We start from the raw sequence: 19,834 nt of genomic DNA, 5'->3' as shown, positions 1-19,834 counted from the left end.
CCATGACGAGGAGACCGTCCGCCGTGGCGCGGGCCCTGGAGCGGATCGCCCGGCTGGACCCGGCGCTCAACGCGTTCACCGAGGTCTGGCCGGAGGAGGCGTTGGCCCGTGAGCCGGAGGCTCGACAACTGCCGCTGCGCGGGCTGCCGTTCGCCGTGAAGGGCCCGACCGGCATCCGCTCGTACGCGGCCCGCCGACTGATCGCGGCCGGCGGCGTCCCGGTCGGCGCGACCTCGGTGCCCGGGCCCGGCACCTACTGGCAGACCTGGGGCCAAGGCGCGCACGGCCGTACGGTCAACCCGTGGCGGGCCGACCGTACGCCCGGCGGTTCGTCGGCGGGCGCGGCGGTCGCGGTGGCGGCCGGAATGGTGGAGCTGGCGACGGGCAGCGACGGTGCCGGGTCGGTGCGCATCCCGGCCGCGTGGTGCGGCGTGTTCGGGCTGAAGACGACGAACGGGCTGCTCCCGTCGCCGGACCGGTCCGGCCTCGCGTCGGCCGGGGTGCTGGCCAGGTCGGCGGCGGACGCGGAGCGGTACGTACGCCATGTGCTGCCCGGATACGAGGAGCTCGCCGCGCCCAGGGCCTTTCGTTTGGATCAGGCCGGATCAGGGAGCGGGGTCCGGTGCGTACAGCTGCAAGGCGGAGGAGGCAGTCGGATGGGGTCTCCCCTGCTCGAACGGGGTCGAGAGCTCGGGGAAGGAGCATGGGCGACTGACGACACCGGAGGGGGCCCCTCCCTGCGCGAGCGAAGCCGAGAGCTTGGGGGAGCGCGTTCCGGGGCCCGCGAGCCAGGCACGATCCAAACGAGAGGCCCTGGCCTGCCGCCGGCGGCCGTGTACAGCGAGGACCTGGGGTTCGCGGAGGTGGACCCGGAGGTGGCGGCCGTGGTGCGGGCGGCGGTGGACCGGCTGGTCGCGGCCGGGACCGTACGCCTGGTGGAGGTTGCGTGCGGGCTGCTCGATCCGGGCCGGGCCTGGCAGGCGGTACGAGACGGGTCACCGGACGACGCCGGGGCGGTGGCGGTCCGGCGGGCGAACGACGAACGGCTCGACGCGCTCTTCGCCGCCGCGCCCCTGCTGCTGAGCCCGGCCACACCGAACCGGCCGCACGGTCACGAGGGCCCGGGTGATCTGTACTCGACCGCGTTGACCTGGGCGTTCAACCTGAGCGGCCATCCGGCGGCGAGCCTGCCCGCCGGATAGACGCAGGACGGCTGCCCGGTGGGGCTCCAGCTGGTGGCGGCGCGCGGGACGGACGTCTCGCTGCTCGGAATGGCCCGCGCGGTGGAGAACGCTCTGCCTACCGTGCGGCCATGACCTCCATCGGGACGCAAACAGGCGGCGGAACACACGAGTTGGCCCAGGTGAACATCGCGCGGCTCAGATTTCCGCTGGATTCACCGCAGTTGAAGGACTTCGTGGACGGGCTGGACCCGGTGAACGCGGTCGCCGACGAAGCCGAGGGTTTCGTGTGGCGGCTGCGCTCGGACTCCGGGAACGCCACCGACGTACCGGTGTTCGGGGACGAGTGGCTGATCGTGAACCTGTCGGTGTGGCAGGACGCGGAGGCGCTGACCGGGTTCATGTACGCGGGCCGGCACCGGGAGTTGCTGCGCCGGCGCCGCGAGTGGTTCGAGCAGGTGAGTGAGGCGATGACCGCGCTGTGGTGGGTGCCGGCGGGTGAGCGCCCGACGGTCGCGGACGCCGAGGAGCGCCTGCTGCACCTCCGCGAACACGGCCCGACGGAACGGGCGTTCACGCTGCGCGCTCGCTTTCCGGCACCGGCGGCGGCGCACTGACCGACGCGGGCGCCGCGCACCCTGCGATGCGTGGCGCCGCGTATCGCGGGGTGCGTGGCGTCGCTCAAACCAACGTGCGCGGCGCCCGCGTCAGCCGATCGGCCGGCGGATCTCCTCGCGGATCTCGGCGGTCTCGGCCGCCGCCGCCTCCAGGTCGATCGTCGACGCGTCCTTCAGAGCGGTCTCGGCGCGGATGATCCCCACCGACACTCCCGTGTTGTCATCGCCCCAGGCGCACATCGGAACGTTGGCCTTGATGCCACCCTTGTCCGACTGGAGCACCTGGCACTCCAGCGTGACGTCGTACCCGGCAGGAGTGAACTTCTTCGGCGGTACGACGACGGTCGCGCCCTCTCCCTCGGCCCCGCCGTCCATCATCTTGCCGGTCATCACGTCCGGGTCGGCGAACCTCCCGTACATCCCGGAGATCACCAGCGCCCCGCCCTTGGCCGAGCTGTACTGGCCGACCACCGCCTTCGCGTCCCGGACGGTGGGGTCGTACATCTTCTCGATCTTCTTGCCCTCGGTCGACGAGAGGTCCTGGGCCAGGGTGAACTCGCCGTCCAGCAGCTTCTGTTCCAGGACGAGTTTGTACTCGGCGTCCGGGAACGCCGCGTCGGTGGTCTTCCCGGCCAACTGGGAGACGCCGAAGGCGATTCCGCCCGCCAGCACGACCGCGCCCACCACGATGCCGACGATCAGCCCGGTCCGCTTCTTCCGCGGCGGCTGCGCCCCCGGCCCCTGCGGCGGCCACCCGCCCGCGCCCGGACCGCCCCAGCCGGCCGCACCGGGCTGCTGCTGACCCCAGCCGCCGCCCTGCTGAGGCGCGGCCGGAGGCTGCTGCGGGTAGCCGTAAGGCTGCTGCGGCACCCCGGGAGCGGCGGCCGGCGGGCCGTAGGGGTTCTGCTGCGGGTGCGGAGGCGGCGGGCCGTACGGGCCCTGCGGCGGCTGAGGCGGGGTGGTCATGCGCTCACGGTACGACACGTTTGCGAACGGAATTTCAATACGGCCGGATTCGGTACCGGGCCGGAACAATTCCCGGAACAATTCCCCCGACGACCGGACGCCCGATGCTCTCCTTCACTCCAACGGCTCGCGCCTGCGCAGCCATTCCTTCGGCGCCGAGACCGTCCCGACCGCCGCCCGCCAAGGTTCCGTGGTGAACGGGGCCCGTGCGGCGCGCCGCACTCCGTCCATCGAATATCGGCGGCGCGAGAACACGGGCCGCCGATCGTGATGTGCGGACCCGCCGGAATCACGTCACACTGCGCACCGGCGCTTTCCCGTATTTCCTCCGGCGCTCGCCGCAGACGTCGCCGGAGTTCCGGCTCGCCACCGGTCAGGTCATGGAGTGACTGCCTTCCGTGGACTTCTCGGCGGTCGCTTCCTCCTTGGTCGATGGCCTGGTAAATGCCTCGTCAGCGCCTGGTCGACACCTGGCAGGCGGTGAATGCCGGTCCCGTCACCTCATTCCCCGGCTTCCCGCCGCTCGAATCGTTGCTTCCGCCCTGCGGCGATACGGTGATTACGGGCTTCGCCCATGGAGCCCGGTCTCAGTCATTTGCTCAGAGGAGGAATTATGGCCAACCCCGAGCAGGACCCGAACCAGCAGGAGGGCCCCGCGGACGGCGGAGCGGCCGGCACCCCGGGCGTGCACGACGGAGGCGCCGACGGCGGCGCGGACGGCGGAGCCGAAGGACCGGCCGACGGCGGAGCGGCCGGCACCCCTGGCGTGCACGACGGAGGCGCCGACGGCGGAGCCGAAGGACCGGCGGACGGCGGCGCGGCGGGCACTCCCGGCGTCCATGACGGCGGAGCCGACGGCGGTGCGGACGGTGGAGCCGAAGGGCCCGCGGACGGCGGCGCGGCCGGCACCCCCGGCGTCCACGACGGAGGCGCCGACGGAGGTGCGGACGGAGGTGCGGACGGCGGCGCGGATCAGTCCGGCAGCCGCTCTTGAGCACGTCCCGAACCACACTCCAGGACGTCGGCGCCGCCCCGGGCGCCGGGGTCCTGGAGACACGTCTGACCGGGCTGAGCAGGGAGGAGTTCGCCCGCGACGTCTGGGCCAGGAAGCCGCTGCTCACCCGCACGAGCGATTTCTCCGACCTGTTCTCCACGGCCGCCGTCGATGAACTGATCTCGCACCGCGGCCTGCGTACGCCCTTCCTCCGCGTCGCCAAGGACGGTGCCACCCTTCCCGAGTCGACGTTCACCTCACCGGCCGGCGTCGGCGCCACCATCGCCGACCAGCTCGACGACACCGCCCTGTGGCGTGCGTTCGCCGACGGCGCCACGCTCGTGCTCCAGGCGCTCCAGCGCACCTGGGGGCCGGTGGCTGACTTCGCGGCCGGGCTGAGCGCGGAGCTGGGCCATCCGGTGCAGGCCAACGCCTATGTCACCCCGCCGCAGAACCGTGGGTTCGACGCCCACTACGACGTACACGACGTGTTCGTCCTCCAGATCGAGGGCACGAAGCGCTGGCTCGTCCACGAGCCCGTACACCCCGATCCGCTGCGCGACCAGCCCTGGACGGATCACCGGTCCGCCGTGGCCGAGGCGGCGCGCGGCGAGGCTCACCTCGATGCCGTCCTGGAGCCCGGCGACGTCCTATATCTGCCACGGGGCTGGCTGCACGCCGCCGAGGCGCAGGCCGGGGTCTCCGTGCATGTGACGCTGGGCATCCACACCTGGACGCGGTACGCACTGGCCGAGCAGCTCGCGCAGGCGGCCCTCGCCGCACTGCGCGACGACCCCCGGATGCGGAGCACCCTGCCCCTGGGCGTGGACGGACCGGACGGCGAGCTCGACGCGGTCCGCGAACTCCTCATCGCCGCCGTCACGAAGGCCGACCCCGCTCCGCTCTTCCACCGGGCCCGGCGAGGTCAGGAGCGCCCCGCACCGCTGGGGCCGCTGGCCCAGCTCGCCGCCGTCGACGGCCTCGGTCCGGACACGCCCGTACGGCTCCGCGCGGCGCTGGAGGCGCGCCTGGCGGGCTCGCGCCTGACCACGCGCGTCGGCTGGCTCGACTTCTCCGAGGCCGACCTGCCGTCCGTGTCCCGCCTCCTGGACGGCGAGGCCCGGGCCGCCGGTGAGCTCGGCGTCGCGCTCGTCGGACGACTGCTGCGCGCGGGCGTGCTCGTGCCCGCCGGAGAGTGACCCGGTCTCGGTGACCACGACAGGACGGTTCTTCTGCGCGGACGCCGCCCGGACGCGCGGCGACTCGATCGTCGGCACGGCACCGCACGGCACCGCCTGGGTCCTCATCGAGTACCGGGGCGGCTGGCCGGCCAACGGCTTCGACGGCCTCGGCCTGGAGCCCGGGACCAAGGCGCTGGTGTTCGCCGCCGCCCAGGCGGTGCGGGCCCGCGTACTGCTCGTACGGCGCCACGGCCGCCAAGGTCTCCAGGGTCCGCCACGCTGGGCCGTACTGCGCTACGACGCCACCGGCGCACACCGCCAGCAGTGGGGCACCTGGGGCCGCGACGAGGACCTGGCGCAGATCGTCCCGGCCCTCGCCGCCCCAGGAGAGCCCGGCGGCCGGCCGGTCGTCCTCGTCTGCGCCCACGGCCTCCACGACGCCTGCTGTGCCGTGCGCGGACGGCCGGTGGGACGCGCTCTGAGCGAGCGGTGGCCGGAGCTTGTGTGGGAGTGCACGCATGTGGGCGGTGACAGGTTCGCCGCCAATGTCGTCGTCGTGCCCGACGGTGTCTACTACGGGAATCTCGACGCCGGCTCGTCCCTCACGGTGGTCGAAGAACACCTGGCCGGCCGTATCCACGCCGAGCACCTGCGCGGGTACACCGACCTGTTCCCGCCGCAGCAGGCCGCCGTCGCCGCCGTACTCGACCGCTTCGGCCCGGCGGGCCGGCACGACTACGCGGTCGCCGGGACGGTCCGCGACGACGACGGCTGGCGGATCCGTATCACCGGCCGGCCGCCCGCTCCGGCCGTCGTCGACGTGGAGGTGCGGGCCCGGCGCACACCGCGGAACCAGCTGACCTGCCGCGGCCCGGCGACGAGTTCGGCCGTGGTCTACGACGCCGTCTCGGTCCGGCCGGGCTGAGGAAGCGCCTGGTGGTCACGGCGCTCGCCGGATCGCCTCAGGCCGCCTCCCGCCCCTCCCCGATCGCCTCCGCGACCTCCGCCACCCGCGCCTCCTCCTCGGCGGCGAAGCGTTCGCGGTCCAGCTCCTCGGCTATCTCCTCGTCCTGGGACATCAGCAGGTCCAGGTTGGAGTCACCGAGTTCCAGGACGCCCATGTCGACGTACGCCCTCTGGAGCCGCGGACCCCACAGGCCGATGTCCTTGACGCACGGCACGATCCGGCTGAACAGGAGCTTGCGGAAGAGCTGGAGGAACTCGGAGTGCTCCGAGAGGTCCTTCGCCTCCTGCTTGCCGATGCCGAAGTTCTCCAGGACCTCGACACCGCTGAGCCGGTCGCGCATGAGGTAGCAGCCCTCGATGACGAACTCCTCGCGCTCGCGCAGTTCGGCGTCGCTCAACTGCTTGTAGTAGTCGCGCAGCGCCATCCGCCCGAAGGCGACATGACGGGCCTCGTCCTGCATGACGTACGCGAGGATCTGCTTGGGCAGCGGCTTGGTGGTGGTGTCGCGGATCATTCCGAAGGCGGCGAGCGCCAGGCCTTCTATCAGCACCTGCATCCCGAGGTACGGCATGTCCCAGCGGGAGTCGCGCAAGGTGTCGCCGAGCAGGCCCTGGAGGTTGTCGTTGACCGGGTAGAGCATGCCGATCTTCTCGTGGAGGAAGCGGCCGTAGATCTCCGCGTGCCGGGCCTCGTCCATGGTCTGCGTGGCGGAGTAGAACTTGGCGTCCAGGTCCGGGACGGACTCCACGATCCTGGCCGCGCAGACCATCGCGCCCTGCTCGCCGTGGAGGAACTGGCTGAACTGCCAGGAGGTGTAGTGCTTGCGCAGCTCGCCACGGTCCCTCTCCGTCATCTTCGCCCAGTGCGGAGTGCCGTACAGCGTGAGCGCCTCGTCGGGTGTGCCGAGCGGGTCGGTGGGGTCGACCTCCAGGGACCAGTCGATGCGCTTGTTGCCGTCCCACTGCTTGTCCTTGCCCTTCTGGTAGAGGGCGAGGAGGCGTTCGCGGCCGTCGTCGTAGTCCCAGCTGAACCGGGCGGCTCCGGTGGCGGGGACCTGCCAGAGCGGTTCGGACGGCGGGGTGGTGTAGAGGTCATGAGTGGACACGGACGGCTCCTTCGCCTCGGCTGACTCGAACGGCCTGGCAGGTCCTGACAAGTTCCGTACTGGCGAAGGCGGTTGAGAGCGTCCGCCCGCCGCCTCCCCTCGCAGGTTCACACGTTGGTAGACGGCGGGTCAACAAGTCGTGCGGAGTCGTGCGCAAGGGATTGACTGCCTTGCTGACAAGCAGTCTCATAAGGAGTGACCGCCGGTAACACCGGTGCCCGGCAACTTCCGTGCCTGTGAGGTGCTCCCGCCATGACGACCGAGCCGACCGAGATGACCGCGACGTCCGCGACGTCCGCGACCACGCGCGAGGCGACCGATCGCGAGGTGAACGCGCGCGATGTGACCCTGCTCCGGGACGCGCTCGGCCCGCTCCGCGACCGTGAGCAGGTCGCCGCGCGCCTGCTCGAATCCTCCGCCAAGCACTCCTTCGACCCCGACACCGAACTCGACTGGGACAGCGCGGTCGAGGAAGGCAAGTGGTTCTGGCCGCCGGAGCTGCTCTCGCTCTACGACACCCCGATGTGGCACCGGATGTCCGAGGAGCAGCGCCTGGACCTCTCCCGGCACGAGGGCGCGGCCCTCGCCTCGCTCGGCATCTGGTTCGAGATCATCCTCATGCAGCTGCTGATCCGGCACGTCTACGACAAGCCCGTCACCAGCAACCACGTCCGCTACGCGCTCACGGAGATAGCCGACGAGTGCCGGCACTCGATGATGTTCGGCCGCATGATCGACTGGGGCGGCGCACCGACGTACGAGGTGCCGCGCGTCTACCACCAGCTGGGGCGCGTCCTGAAGACCGTCTCCACCACGCCCGGTTCGTTCGCCGCGACCCTGCTCGGCGAGGAGATCCTCGACTGGATGCAGCGGCTGACCTTCCCGGACGACCGGGTGCAGACGCTGGTGCGCGGCGTGACCCGTATCCATGTCATCGAGGAGGCCCGGCACGTCCGGTACGCACGCGAGGAGCTGCGCCGCCAGATGGTGACCGCACCGCGCTGGGAGCGCGAACTCACCAAGGTCAGCTGCGGCGAGGCGGCGCGGGTCTTCTCCCTCTGCTTCGTCAACCCGCAGGTGTACGAGAACGTCGGCCTGGACCGCCGCGAGGCCGTCGCCCAGGTGAAGGCGAGCGGCCACCGCACGGAGGTGATGCAGACCGGATCGCGGCGGCTGACGGACTTCTTCGACGACATCGGGCTGCTGAACGGCGTCAGCCGTCGGCTGTGGCGCAGTTCAGGTCTGCTGGCCTGAGGCCGTGCCGACCGGAGGCTTTAGGCTCGTGGGCATGACGTCCACCGCCGCAGCCCCGCCGCCGCCCCGCGCGTACCGCAGGCTCAGTGTCGAGGAGCGCCGCGCCCAGCTCCTCGTCGCGGCGCTCGGCCTCTTCGCCCACCGGGCGCCCGACGAGGTCTCGCTGGACGAGGTGGCGGTGGCGGCCGGCGTCTCGCGGCCGCTGGTCTACCGCTACTTCCCGGGCGGACGGCAGCAGTTGTACGAGGCCGCGCTCGGCTCGGCCGCCGACGAGCTGAAGCTCTGTTTCACCGAGCCGCCGGCCGGCCCGCCCACCGAGCGCGTCGCCCGCGTCCTGGACCGCTACCTCCGCTTCGTCGACGAGCACGACACCGGGTTCAGCGCGTTGCTGCGCGGTGGCAGCGTCGTGGAGACCTCCCGCACGACGACGATCGTGGACGGCGTCCGGCGGGCGGCGGCGGAGGAGATCCTCAGCCACCTCGGCCGGATCGGCGGCAGCGGCCCGCAGAGCGCCGGGCCGAGGCTGCGGATGATGGTCCGCAGCTGGATCGCGGCCGTGGAAGCGGCGTCGCTGATCTGGCTGGACGAGGGCAAGCGGCCGGCGGCGGCCGAGCTGCGCGGCTGGCTGGTCGACCACCTCATCGCGCTGCTCGCCGCGACGGCGGCCACCGACGAGGAGACCGCGGCGGTGGTACGCGACCTGCTGGCGCTGGAGACCTCCGACGGCCCGGCCGGACGGCTGGCCGAGCTGGTCATCCCGGTCGTCGCCGATGCGGCGCACCTGCTGCCGCAGGCCCCTGCGGCAGACTGACCCGGTGAAGAGCGAGAACACCCCTTTCCGAGGCGGCCCGCTGGACGGCCGGGTCCTGCCGGTCCTGGTCGGCCCGACCGGCCACCCGCCGAAATGGTACGAGGTCCCCGTCCCCTCCCCCGACGGCTCCCCGCCCACCGTCCACGCGTACGAACGCGTCCCGGCCGGCTACACCGAGCGGCTCGGCCTCCAGCGCGGCTGGGTGTACGAGTACGCTCCCGGCGGCCGCAAGCGCACCGCGCTCAAGTGGCCCTGGTCCAAGCCCTGAACGCCCGCTTCCGGAGGCGCAGGCTTTAAGATCGACGGTCAGGTGCCGAGGGACGGGTCACTCGGGCGCCGGAGGACGGTCACAAGGGGGGGTGCGCCATGGAGGCGCTGCGTAGCGAAGATCCACGCCGTTTCGGTCGCTTCACCGTGCTGGCCCGCTTCCAGGAAGCCGCGAGCGCCGTGCAGTACGTGGGCCGGGACACCGGCACCGGCGAGCTCGCCGTGATCACCGCCGCCCGCCCCGCGCTCGCCGCCGTACCGGCGTTCCGGCGCCGCTTCCAGGCCGAGGCCCGCACCGCCGAACGCCTCGCGGGAGGCTGGGTGTCGCCGCCGCTGGAGACCGGCGAGGACGAGCTCCTCTGGACCGCGACGGAGTACGTCCCCGCGCTGCCGCTGGCCGAGGCGGTCGGCATCGCGGGCCCGCTGCCGGAGCGCGCTCTGCGGATACTGGGGGCGGGCATCGCCGAAATCCTTTCCCGGGTGCACGCGGGCGGCTCGGTGCTCCAGGGGCTGGCCCCGGGCACGGTGCTGCTGGCCGAGGACGGGCCCCGGCTCACCGCGTTCGGCCCGCTGGGCGCCGCGGCGACGGCGGAGGCGCGGCCGGGCGGGCAGCTCTCGGTCCGGCTCGGCTACCTGACGCCGGAGCAGGTGGAGGGCAAGGAGGTCGGCACGCCGTCCGACCTGTTCGTGCTGGGCCTGCTGCTGGCGTACGCGGCCACGGGAGCGACCCCGTTCACGGAGGGCCCGCCCGAGGAGGCGGCCCGCCGCATCGCCGAGGCCGACCCGGAACTGGACGCCGTACCGCAGGAGTTGCGCGCCCTGATCGCGGCCTGCCTGTCCAAGGACCCGGCCGAGCGTCCCACGGCCGGCACGGTCGCCGCCGAACTGGCCCTGGAGGGCGCGGCGGGCCTGGCCCGAGGCGGCTGGCTGCCTGAGCGACTGGCGGCGGCGGTCGCGGAGCAGGAGGCGCGGGTGCGGGGGTTGGCGGCGCCGGAGGAGGACGCGCGGCCTGCGGAGGACGCGGTGGCGGTGGCGGGCGGTGCGGCAAGCGGTACGGCTGCGGGCGCGGTGGCCGACTCGGGGACGGGCGTTACGGCGGGCGGTACGGCTCCGGATGCGGTGGCCGACTCGGTGACAGGCGGTGCGGCAGACGAAGGACCGGCGGACGTCTCGGCAGGCACAACGGCAGAGGCGCCGACAGACACACCACCAGGCGCACCCACAAACACACCTGCCACACAGTCCCCGGCCGACCTAAGGGCCACTGTGGCCACCACCAGCAAGGCCACGGAGGTCGCCACCACCGACACCACCGGGAACATCGGCGAGGACCGGGGCACCACCCGCTTCCTCAACACCGGCCCCAAGCCACCGCAGTCCGACCGCGCCACCACCCACCTAGCCCTCCCCCAAGGCCTGCCCCCGGCCCCGGGCAACACTCCCGCAGCCCTCCCGGCACCGGCCCACCACCACACCTACGGCAGCCCCGCCCCCTACCCGGCAGCGGCACTCCCGACCTCCGCCACCACAGCCCAAGGCCACAACGGCAACGGCAACGGCCCCATGGTCGCGTTGCCGTTGCCGCCCGCGCCCACGCCTCCGTCCGGCTCCGCCACCAGCCGCCGGACCCTGATCGCCATCGCGGCGGCAGCGGTCGGCGGACTCGTCGTCGGCGGCGGCGCGGTCGCCGCGATCGGCGGCGGAGAGACCGCGGTCGCCACGGACGCCAAGCCCGCACCGCCGAAGCCGCGCCGCACGCTCCCCGGCCGGCCCCCCGAGCCGCGCTGGAGCTACTCCCACCCGGCCTCCGAGTCCGCGCCGCTGACCACCGCGCTCTGGCGGGACCGGCTGCTGGTGGTGACCAGCGAGAGCCAGGCGAGCGCCGTCGACGTGAGCACCGGCAAGCGGGTCTGGCAGCGCGCGGACGCGGCCAAGGGCCAGGCTGCGCTGGTCGCGGGCGACCTGTGCTTCGTGGCGAGCCCGACGGAGTTCCTCTGGCTCGCGCCGAAGGACGGCACGGTCGTGCACCGCGTGCGGTACGCGGACGGCTTCACCGACCTGCCGGACCTTCAGGTGGGACGGCTGGCGGGCCACTCCGGGCCGGTGGTCTGGTTCACCGGCTCGCGCACGGTCACCGTGAAGGCGCCGAAGCCGAAGAGAGGCAAGAAGAGGGCGGCGGACAAGCGGGTCGTCCAGGCGTACTTCCTCGCGTACGACATCGTCCGGCGCGCCGAGGTCTGGCGTACGCCGGTACCGGCGGGCCGCGCGCCCGGCACACCGCTCTACCGGGTCGTGGCGGAACGCTCGGCCGATCTTCTCGTCCGGCAGGACGCGGTCACCCTGACGGCGGCCGAGGTCAAGGCGGCCAAGGGGAAGGGCTCCGTCCGCTCCTTCGACCAGCAGACCGGCAAGCTGCGCTGGACCAAGCAGTACGGCGCGTCCGGCCCGGACGCGGCCGTCACGGGCGACGAGGACGGGATCCTGTACGCGGGGGTCGGCGCCGACCTCCAGTCGTTCGAGGCGGACACCGGCAAGCCGCTGTGGCGGGTCGCGGGCACGGCGGGCTCTGCCTTCGGCACTCCGCTCGTGGCCGGCCCCTACCTCCACACCACCGAGCGCAGCCGGCAGATCGGCGCGGTGGAACGGGAGAGCGGGCGCCTGGCCTGGCGGCGCTCGACGGAGGTGCCGGGTATCGGCAACGCACCCGCCCTCACCCTGAGCGGCGGCGGCAAGACGCTGCTCGCCTCCGACGCCACTCAGGTCACGGCGTTCTCGGCGGCCGACGGGGAGCGGCTGTGGAAGTTCCAGGACATCGGAGTGGCCGACCCGAAGGGCGCCACGGTGAGCGCTCCGTACCGGACCCTCGCCGTCGGCTCGCACATCATCGTCCAGCGGGACAGGGCCTTCTACGCCTTCCCGGTGGCCTGAGCCGGGACCTTCTCGTCGCTGCGGCCGTCCGGGGCATCCCCCGGGCGGCACGCCGTGCGGTGCTTGCATGACCTGACACCAGGTGACCGGATTGATCGGATTAGCTCGCTCGCTTGTGGACGAGTCCGAATCTTCCGGGCCCCGTCTCCGTAACGGAGGTGATGTCATGTCAGGCAGACTCCTGCGCGCGGTCTGCGCGACCGCACTCGCCACGGCCCTGGCGGTCGCTCCCGCCACCGCCGCACCGGCCGAGCCGATCCCCGTACCGTCGGAGGAATCCGTACCACCAGAAGACACACCCGAGACCGACACACCGGAGGCGGACGAGCCGGAGGCGGACGCGGCAGAGGTGGACGCGGAGACAGCACTGGCCGCCCCCGGGGCGGCACCCGAAGCCGGTGCCCCCAAGAGCGTCACGACCCTCCTCCGCGAGCTGCAGACGCGCTACCAGGCGGCGGAAGAGGCCAGCGAGACCTACAACGCCACCGCCGAGAAGCTGAAGCAGCGGACCGCGCAGGCGAAGAAGGTGAACGGTGAGCTGGCCAAGGCGCGGGCCGCGCTGGAGCTCAGCCGCGGGGACGCGGGACGGCTGGCGCGGGAGCAGTATCAAGGGCGCACCGAGTTCTCCGCCTACCTCCAGCTCCTGCTGGCCCGCGACCCGCTGCGCGCTCTGGACCAGAGCCATGTCGTCGAACGGGTGGCGGCGGGCCGCGCGGCGACCGTGGAACGCCTCACCACCGACGCCCGCCGCGCCGACACCTTGGCCGCCGCCTCGCGCAAGGCGGTCGAGGAGCAGAAGAGGCTGGCCGCGCGGCAGAAGAAGCAGCGCGACACCGTGCGCGGCAAGCTGAAGGAGGTGGAGACACTGCTGGCCACGCTCTCCGCCGGGCAACTGGCCCAGCTGGCCGGGCTCGAAGAGCAGGGCGTGGCGGCGGCCCAGCGCGAACTGGTCGCCTCCGGCGCGCTCAGCTCGACCCGGCCGCCGACCCGTCAGGGCGGTGACGCCATCACGTACGCGATCGACCAGATCGGCAAGCCGTACGTCTGGGGCGCCGAGGGCCCCGGCTCCTTCGACTGCTCCGGCCTGACCTCGCAGGCCTGGGCGACGGCGGGCCGCCCGATCCCGCGCACCTCGCAGGAACAGTGGAAGCAGCTCCCGAAGGTCCCGATCTCCTCACTCCGCCCCGGCGACCTGGTGATCTACTTCCCGAAGGCGACGCACGTGGCGCTGTACATCGGCGACGGCCTGGTGGTCCAGGCCCCCCGCCCCGGCACCAAGGTGAAGGTCTCCCCGGTCGCGTCCAACCCCCTCCTCGGCGCCGTCCGCCCCGACCCCGCCGGCACACCCCTGTCCACGTACACCCGCCCGGCCCTCCCCGAGGGCGCCCGCGACGGCTCGGACACGGGGTACGGCGTGGACCGGGCGCCGGAGTAGGCCTGGTGGCCGGAGCAACGGCCACCAGGCCAGCGGGACGCTCAGGCTCCGGAGACCGAGGCCAGGTACGCGTTCGTCTTCTCCGGGTCGAAGAAGAAGTTGTCGAAGTCCGCCGGGTCGTTGAAGCCGTTGGCGAAGCGGTCCGCGACCGGCTGGAGCTGGCCGGCGGCGCCGATCAGGTTCAGTACGTGCTCCGGCGGGGCGCCGAGCATCGCGTTGGTCCACTTCACGACGTGCTGGGCGGTGTCCCAGTAGCGGTCGAAGGTGGACTGCATCCAGGCCGCGTCGAACTCCTTGTCACCGTGCTCCAGGATCGAGTCCAGATAGGAGTCGGCGCACTTGGAGGCCGAGTTGGAGCCCTGGCCGGTGATCGGGTCGTTGGCCACGACGACGTCCGCGACGCCGAGGACCAGACCGCCGCCGGGGAGGCGGCCGATCGGCTTGCGGACGGTGGGGGCGTAGCGGCCGGCGAGGGTGCCGTTGGCGTCGGTCAGCTCGACCTTCGTGGCGCGGGCGTACTCCCACGGCGTGAACCTCTCCATCAGCTCCAGCGTCTTCGCCAGGTGCTCGGAGGGGTCCTTGATGCCCTGGAACGCGTCGAGCGGGCCGCCCGGGATGCCTTCCCAGAAGAGGATGTCGGCGCGGCCGGAGGTGGTCAGCGTCGGCATCACGAACAGCTCGCCGACGCCCGGCACCAGGTTGCAGCGGACCGCGTCGAACTCCGGGTGCTCCGGGCGCGGGCCCATGCCGTGGACGTAGGCGACGGCCAGCGCGCGCTGCGGGGCGTCGAACGGCGAACGCGCCGCGTCCCGGCCGAACATGGAGACCAGCTCGCCCTTGCCGGCCGAGACCATCACCAGGTCGTACGTACGCGAGAAGTAGTCCAGGTCGGAGACGGCCGCCCCGTGGATGACGAGCTGCCCGCCGCGCTGGGCGAAGGTCTCCATCCAGCCGGCCATCTTCACGCGCTGGTCGACCGACTGCGCGTACCCGTCGAGCTTGCCGACCCAGTCGATGGCGCGCGAGGAGTCCGGCGCGGCGACGGAGACACCGAGGCCCTCGATCCGCGGAGCCTGGGACTCCCAGAAGTTCAGCTGGTAGTCCCGCTCGTGCTGGAGCGCGGTGTGGAACATGCACTGCGTCGACATGACCCGGCCGGTGCGGATCTCGTCGGCCGTGCGGTTGGACATCAGCGTGACTTCGTAACCTCGGGACTGCAGCCCGAGGGCCAGCTGGAGTCCGGACTGGCCGGCTCCGACTATGAGTATCTTCCGCATCGCGGCTCTCCGTTGTGTGTGATCAAGGCGATCTGTGCGATCTAGGCAGGCGTGACGTCGAGAGCATGGCCGACCAGGGCCAGCAGCGACTCGACGACCGTGATCCTGTTACGCGCGTCCATGATCACTATCGGCACGTGCGGCGGTACGGTCAGGGCCTCCCTGACGTCCTCCGCCTCGTAACCGGGCGTTCCCTCGAAGTGGTTGACCGCCACGATGTACGGCAGCCCGCAGCTCTCGAAGTAGTCGAGCGCCGGGAAGCAGTCCTCCAGACGCCGGGTGTCGGCCAGGACGATCGCGCCGATCGCGCCGCGTACCAGGTCGTCCCACATGAACCAGAAGCGCTGCTGGCCGGGCGTGCCGAAGACGTACAGCACGAGGTCGTCGTCCAGAGTGAGCCGACCGAAGTCCATGGCCACCGTCGTGGTGGTCTTCTCGGGCGTCGCGGAGAGGTCGTCGGTCTCCTCGCTGGCCTGGGTCATCAGCGCTTCGGTCTTCAGCGGCGTGATCTCGGAGACCGAGCCGACGAACGTCGTCTTGCCCACGCCGAAGCCGCCCGCCACCACGATCTTGGTCGCGGTGGGCGCGCGGGTGTGGTCGAGCTGCCAGGCCTGGAGCGACTCCTCGGCCTGGTCCTGAGGCCGGGACGGCCGGTCGTCCCGGGGCCCCGGCCGGCGCGGGGCGAAGAGCGGCGCCTCAGAGACGGCGGAGTCCATTGAGCACCCTTTCGAGCAGTGCGCGGTCGGGCTGACCGGTGCCGTGACCGGTTCCGTACACGCGGATCTTTCCTTGGTCGGCCAGGTCGCTGAGCAGCACCCGGACGACTCCGAGCGGCATCTTCAACAGGGCCGAGATCTCCGCGACCGTACGCATCCGGCGGCAGATTTCGACGATGGCCTGGAGCTCCGGCATGACCCGCGAGGCCAGGTTGCCGTTGGTGAGCTCGCGGCGCTCCTCAGGTGCTTCGAGGGCGGCGACGAACGTCTCGACGAGCAGGACGTGCCCGAACCGCGTGCGGCCTCCGGTGAGGGAGTACGGGCGGACCCTGGCCGGGCGCTTGTCGGCGCCGCGGACGGGGAGGCGGGGAGAGGGCTCGGCTGCGGCGGTCGTCACTGGGTACTCTCCATCGATGTGCGCAGCTCGCTGCGGAGTTCGGGGGTGAGGACGTGTCCGGCCCGGCCGACGAAGAGGGCCATGTGGTACGCGACGACGCTCATGTCGCAGTCAGGCGTGGCGTGGACGCCGAGGAGGGAGCCGTCGCTGATCGACATGACGAAGACGCTGCCTTCGTCCATGGCGACCATGGTCTGTTTGACTCCGCCGCCGTCCATCAGCTTCGCGGCTCCGACGGTCAGCGAGCCGATGCCGGAGACGATGGTGGCCAGATCGGCGCTGGACCCCTTGGGTCCGTCCGACGGTCCTGCCGCCTTCACCTCGTGGTGGCCGGGGTCGGAGGAGAGCAGCATCAGCCCGTCGGACGAGACGACGGTGACCGAGTGGACCCCTGGCACCTCCTCCACGAGATTGCTCAGCAACCAGTGCAGGTTCCGGGCCTCGGTACTCAGCCCGAACGTGCTGGGCGCAGTCAACTGCGTGCCTCCTCGACTGTGTCCCCCGTCTCTCCGTTCCGGCGGTCCGTGCGGCCGCCGGTCTGCTCGGTCGTCCCTGTGTCGTGTGCGGTGCGTGTGGCGCCCGCGGTGCCGGTGATGTTCGCGGTGCCCGTGGTGTGTGCGGTGCTCGTTGCGGGCGTGGTGCCGTTGGTCTCGTGCCCGGTACGTCCGGTGGTTACGCCCTCGTGGTCGGCGAGGGCGATGGAGCCGCTGGACTCGGCGATCTCGGCCTCGACATCGCGTCGGCCCTCCTTCGCCGCCTGGTGGAAGCTGCCGAGCCTGCGGCGCAGGTCGTCCCGGTCCAGGCTGCCGGTGCGGCCGGTGGCGGGAGCGCCTTCGGGCTGGAGAACCTTGGGCGTGCGCTTGGGCAGGCCCTTGTCGGTGACCCGGGCGGGCTGCGGCTTCCGGGGGCCGGGCACGGTGTCGGCGGCGGCCTCGCCACGGGGCGCGGGACGGGACTCGGGCCCGTCCGTGGACCGGTCGCCCGGAGCGCTGTCGGCCGGACGCTCGTGGCGGTCGGGGCCGATGGCGTACGGGTCGGAGGGCTGCGGGACCGCGGCGGTGGCCGGGTCCGCCGAGGGCTTCGGCAGCCGGACCTGCATCGTGACCTCGGAGTCCGACTCGGCGGGCGCGCCCGCGGCCATGGGACCTTCCGCGCGCGCCTCCGTGTCAGGGCGCTGCTGCGGTACGTCGGTGGCTTCGGGACCCTCCGCGTCCTCGACGGACGCGGGCTCCTTCGCGCCGGCCTCGCGGATCGCCCGCTCGGCGGCGGCGATCATCGGGTCGACGGCGGGCCGGGCGACGGAATCGGCGGGCTCGGGCCGGGCCTCCGGCGTCGGCGCGGCCAGCTGCTCGGGCTCGACAGCGGGCGCCTGCTCGGACGTCGTCCCAGGCTCGACCGGCGCCTCGGCAACCGTCTCCGGCGCGGCAGGCTCGGCAGGCGCCGCGGCGACCGGCGGCAGGACCGGCGTACGGCTCGGCAGCGCGTTGGAGTTGGCCTCGGCCACCGAGCCCGGCAGGTTGAGCGCCGGCGCCTCGCCCGGCAGTTGTACGGCGGGCGGCGGCGATGCGGGAAGCGAGTTGGGCAGCAGGGTCTGCGGCAGGACGACGACGGCCGTCACTCCACTCCCCTTCTGCTCGCGCAGCTGGACCCGTACGCCGTGCCGGGCGGCCAGCAACGAGGTGACCTGGAGCCCGAGTCCGGCCCCGTCGGCACTCTGCTCCCCCGCCTCGAACGAGGCCGGGTCGGCCAGCCTCGCATTGAGCTCGCCCATCCGGACGCTCGACATGCCGATGCCCGCGTCCTGCACGGAGAGCATCACCTCGCCGGTCTCCAGCAGCCAGCCGGAGAGCTCCACATGGGAGTCCGGCGGCGAGAAGGAGGTGGCGTTCTCCAGGAGTTCGGCCAGGAGGTGGCTGAGGTCGTCGGCGGCGAACCCGGCGATCTGGGCGTGCGGCGGCAGGGACTGGATGGTGACCCGCTCGTACCGCTCGATCTCGCTGACGGCCGCGCGGGCCACGTCGACCAGCGGGATCGGTCCGGCGTGGGCGTGGCCGTGCTCGGCGCCCGCGAGGACGAGCATGTTCTCGCTGTGCCGGCGCATGACCGTGGCCATGTGGTCCAGCTTGAACAGAGTGGCGAGGCGCTCCGGGTCCTGCTCGCGCTCCTCCAGGCTCTCGATGACGCCGAGCTGGCGCTCGACGAGGCCGAGGTTGCGGAGCGAGAGGTTGACGAAGGTGTGGTGGACCGTGTTCTTCAGCCGCTCCAGCTGGGCGGCGAGCTCGGCGGCCTGGACCTGGAGTTCGGCGCGCTGGAGGGTGAGGGCCTCGCGGCCCGCGATCAGTTCGGCGCGCTCGGCGTTGAGGTTCTCGTAGCGGCCGGTGAACTCCTGCTGGAGGCCGGTGAGCTTGGCGTGCAGCGTGTTCATCGACCGTACGACCTGGGCGAACTCGTCGTTGCGGCCGGTGTAGCGGACCGGTTCGGCGGTCGCGGGCTCGTCCGCGAGGCGGGCGGCGCCGATGCGCAGGACGGCGAGCGGCTGGGTGAGCGTGCGGGCGACGGCGGTGGAGACGCCGACGGCCAGCAGGAAGCAGCCGCCGAGCAGCGCGATGCTCAGTTCGAGGGCGGTGACGTCGTCGTCGCGGATGCCTTCCAGCCGCTGGACCTGGGCGGTGCCGAGCGCGGACTCGACGCTGCGCATCCGGTCGACCCGGGCGGAGAGCGCGGCCTCCAGCTTCTTGGCGCTGGTGTCGCGCTCGCCCTCGGAGAGCTCGGGCCGGTCGGTGAGGCGGGTGAGGTACTTCTCCGCGCTGTTGATCTCGGGGCCGGTGACGGTGGCGGAGAGCTTGTCGCGGGCGACGGGATCGGCCGCCTGGTCGAACTCGGCGAGCGAGGCCAGCTCGCGGACCCGGGCCTGCTGGGCGGCGGCGCTCAGCTCGTCCCGGTCGCGGTCGGCCCGTTTGGTCGCGTCGTCCTCGCCCTCGACCGGCAGCCCGGTGAAGGGGTCGATCTGCGGAGCGGCGGGCTCCGGGGTCGGCACGGCGAGGGCGGCGAGGAGGAGCCCGCGGGTGGCGGAGGCCTGCTCGACGGCTCCGCCGAGGGCGAGCGGGGCGCGGGTGGCGTCGGCGGCGCGCGGCGGGGTCTTGTCGGCCAGCTCGGCGGAGATGCCGTGCAGCTTGGCGATGACCTCGGAGTACGCCTGGTGGGCCTCCAGCGCCGAGCCCTTGCCGGTGAGCGCGTCGCGGCGGAGCGAGGGCACGGCGGAGAGGTCGCGCCGCAGGGCCGCCGGGGCCGGCTCGTGGATCTCGTCGATCTGCTGGTCGACCCGGGTGGTGCGGGTGAGGCGGCTCTCGGTACCGGCCTCGCCGTCATCGGCGCGGCCGCCCGCGATGTACGCGGTGACGGCGTCCCGCTCGTCGGCGAGGGAGTGCGCCAGCGTGACGGCCTGCCGGTTCAGCTCGGAGAGGGTCACCAGCCGCTGGGACTCGGCCAGATCGGTGGAGGCGCTCAGCGCCGCGGGAGCGCCCGCCGCGATGACGATGACCCCGACGACGGCGACACCGGCGACCAGCCGGCTCCGTACCCGTACGGTCCGCTTGGTGGCGACAGGAGCCGGAGGCATCGCCCCGGAACCGTCGCGCGTGCTGCCCTTGCTCCGCGGCCGCTTCTTCTGCACCGGTGCTCGCAATCTTGACTCGTCCACCCTTGAAGCAGAGGTGACGCTCGGTCACGTAGAAGGAC

General features: G+C 72.6%; 16 protein-coding genes and 1 pseudogene. 10 read left to right on the top strand and 7 right to left on the bottom strand.

Annotated features, from left to right (window positions below; translation table 11 throughout):
* Positions 1-2 precede the first annotated feature (2 nt).
* Positions 3-1,199, top strand: a pseudogene (locus tag ABZ267_RS03140) (amidase family protein); the annotation flags it as partial.
* Positions 1,200-1,312: 113 nt separating this feature from the next.
* Positions 1,313-1,798: a DUF3291 domain-containing protein gene (locus ABZ267_RS03135; RefSeq protein WP_356747958.1), complete on the top strand. Its 486-nt coding sequence runs from the start codon at positions 1,313-1,315 to the stop codon at positions 1,796-1,798.
* Between the two features lie 90 nt (positions 1,799-1,888).
* Here the strand turns inward: ABZ267_RS03135 and ABZ267_RS03130 are convergent, their stop codons facing one another.
* Positions 1,889-2,764, bottom strand: coding sequence for a hypothetical protein (locus ABZ267_RS03130; RefSeq protein ID WP_356747956.1), 876 nt, complete (start codon positions 2,762-2,764; stop codon positions 1,889-1,891).
* 613 nt (positions 2,765-3,377) lie between these two features.
* Between ABZ267_RS03130 and ABZ267_RS03125 the strand changes: the two genes are divergently transcribed.
* Genes ABZ267_RS03125 through ABZ267_RS03115 form a run of 3 tightly spaced genes read left to right on the top strand, consistent with a single transcriptional unit; the run spans position 3,378 to position 5,864 of the window.
* The gene (locus tag ABZ267_RS03125; protein ID WP_356747954.1) at positions 3,378-3,758 is read left to right on the top strand and encodes a BatC protein; all 381 of its coding nucleotides are present in this window, start codon (positions 3,378-3,380) and stop codon (positions 3,756-3,758) included.
* On the top strand, positions 3,755-4,957 hold the full coding sequence (locus ABZ267_RS03120) for a cupin domain-containing protein (protein ID WP_356747952.1): 1,203 nt from the start codon (positions 3,755-3,757) through the stop codon (positions 4,955-4,957). The genes ABZ267_RS03125 and ABZ267_RS03120 overlap by 4 nt, the downstream gene beginning before the upstream one ends.
* Before the next feature lie 10 nt (positions 4,958-4,967).
* Complete coding sequence (locus tag ABZ267_RS03115; protein ID WP_356747950.1) at positions 4,968-5,864, top strand: sucrase ferredoxin; 897 nt, start codon at positions 4,968-4,970, stop codon at positions 5,862-5,864.
* Positions 5,865-5,901: 37 nt separating this feature from the next.
* Here the strand turns inward: ABZ267_RS03115 and ABZ267_RS03110 are convergent, their stop codons facing one another.
* Positions 5,902-7,011 (bottom strand): ferritin-like domain-containing protein, encoded by a 1,110-nt coding sequence (locus ABZ267_RS03110; protein ID WP_356747948.1) that lies wholly within the window; start codon positions 7,009-7,011, stop codon positions 5,902-5,904.
* A gap of 273 nt (positions 7,012-7,284) precedes the next feature.
* On the opposite strand from ABZ267_RS03110, the gene ABZ267_RS03105 reads away from it, so the two are divergent.
* The 5 genes from ABZ267_RS03105 (at position 7,285) to ABZ267_RS03085 (ending at position 13,706) form a co-directional block, all read left to right on the top strand.
* Positions 7,285-8,265: a diiron oxygenase gene (locus ABZ267_RS03105; protein ID WP_356748356.1), complete on the top strand. Its 981-nt coding sequence runs from the start codon at positions 7,285-7,287 to the stop codon at positions 8,263-8,265.
* A gap of 34 nt (positions 8,266-8,299) precedes the next feature.
* Positions 8,300-9,076, top strand: coding sequence for a TetR/AcrR family transcriptional regulator (locus ABZ267_RS03100; RefSeq protein WP_356747946.1), 777 nt, complete (start codon positions 8,300-8,302; stop codon positions 9,074-9,076).
* Positions 9,077-9,080: 4 nt separating this feature from the next.
* Entirely contained in the window at positions 9,081-9,344 is a 264-nt protein-coding gene (locus tag ABZ267_RS03095; protein ID WP_356747944.1) for a hypothetical protein, read from the top strand.
* A 98-nt stretch (positions 9,345-9,442) separates the two neighbouring features.
* On the top strand, positions 9,443-12,271 hold the full coding sequence (locus tag ABZ267_RS03090; RefSeq protein ID WP_356747942.1) for a PQQ-binding-like beta-propeller repeat protein: 2,829 nt from the start codon (positions 9,443-9,445) through the stop codon (positions 12,269-12,271).
* Positions 12,272-12,437: 166 nt separating this feature from the next.
* Positions 12,438-13,706 carry a C40 family peptidase gene (locus tag ABZ267_RS03085; RefSeq protein ID WP_356747940.1) on the top strand — a complete coding sequence of 423 codons (1,269 nt, stop codon included), beginning with the start codon at positions 12,438-12,440 and terminating at the stop codon, positions 13,704-13,706.
* A gap of 41 nt (positions 13,707-13,747) precedes the next feature.
* On the opposite strand, the gene ABZ267_RS03080 is transcribed toward ABZ267_RS03085, so the two are convergent.
* From ABZ267_RS03080 to ABZ267_RS03060, 5 genes are read right to left on the bottom strand one after another with little or no spacing between them, the layout of a single operon-like run.
* Positions 13,748-14,983 (bottom strand): styrene monooxygenase/indole monooxygenase family protein, encoded by a 1,236-nt coding sequence (locus ABZ267_RS03080; protein ID WP_356747939.1) that lies wholly within the window; start codon positions 14,981-14,983, stop codon positions 13,748-13,750.
* Between the two features lie 41 nt (positions 14,984-15,024).
* Positions 15,025-15,699, bottom strand: coding sequence for an ATP/GTP-binding protein (locus ABZ267_RS03075; protein WP_356747937.1), 675 nt, complete (start codon positions 15,697-15,699; stop codon positions 15,025-15,027).
* The gene (locus tag ABZ267_RS03070) at positions 15,680-16,096 is read right to left on the bottom strand and encodes a DUF742 domain-containing protein (RefSeq protein ID WP_015611323.1); all 417 of its coding nucleotides are present in this window, start codon (positions 16,094-16,096) and stop codon (positions 15,680-15,682) included. Before ABZ267_RS03070 ends, ABZ267_RS03075 begins: the two co-directional genes overlap by 20 nt.
* Positions 16,093-16,572 carry a roadblock/LC7 domain-containing protein gene (locus tag ABZ267_RS03065; RefSeq protein ID WP_356747935.1) on the bottom strand — a complete coding sequence of 160 codons (480 nt, stop codon included), beginning with the start codon at positions 16,570-16,572 and terminating at the stop codon, positions 16,093-16,095. Before ABZ267_RS03065 ends, ABZ267_RS03070 begins: the two co-directional genes overlap by 4 nt.
* Positions 16,569-19,769, bottom strand: coding sequence for a nitrate- and nitrite sensing domain-containing protein (locus ABZ267_RS03060; protein WP_356748354.1), 3,201 nt, complete (start codon positions 19,767-19,769; stop codon positions 16,569-16,571). Before ABZ267_RS03060 ends, ABZ267_RS03065 begins: the two co-directional genes overlap by 4 nt.
* Positions 19,770-19,834: the final 65 nt, after the last annotated feature.

Source organism: Streptomyces sp. NPDC006174, assembly GCF_040614075.1.
Taxonomy (GTDB): Bacteria; Actinomycetota; Actinomycetes; order Streptomycetales; family Streptomycetaceae; genus Streptomyces.
Note: the sequence above shows the minus strand (reverse complement) of the source record. Positions and strands in the feature narration are given on the sequence as shown.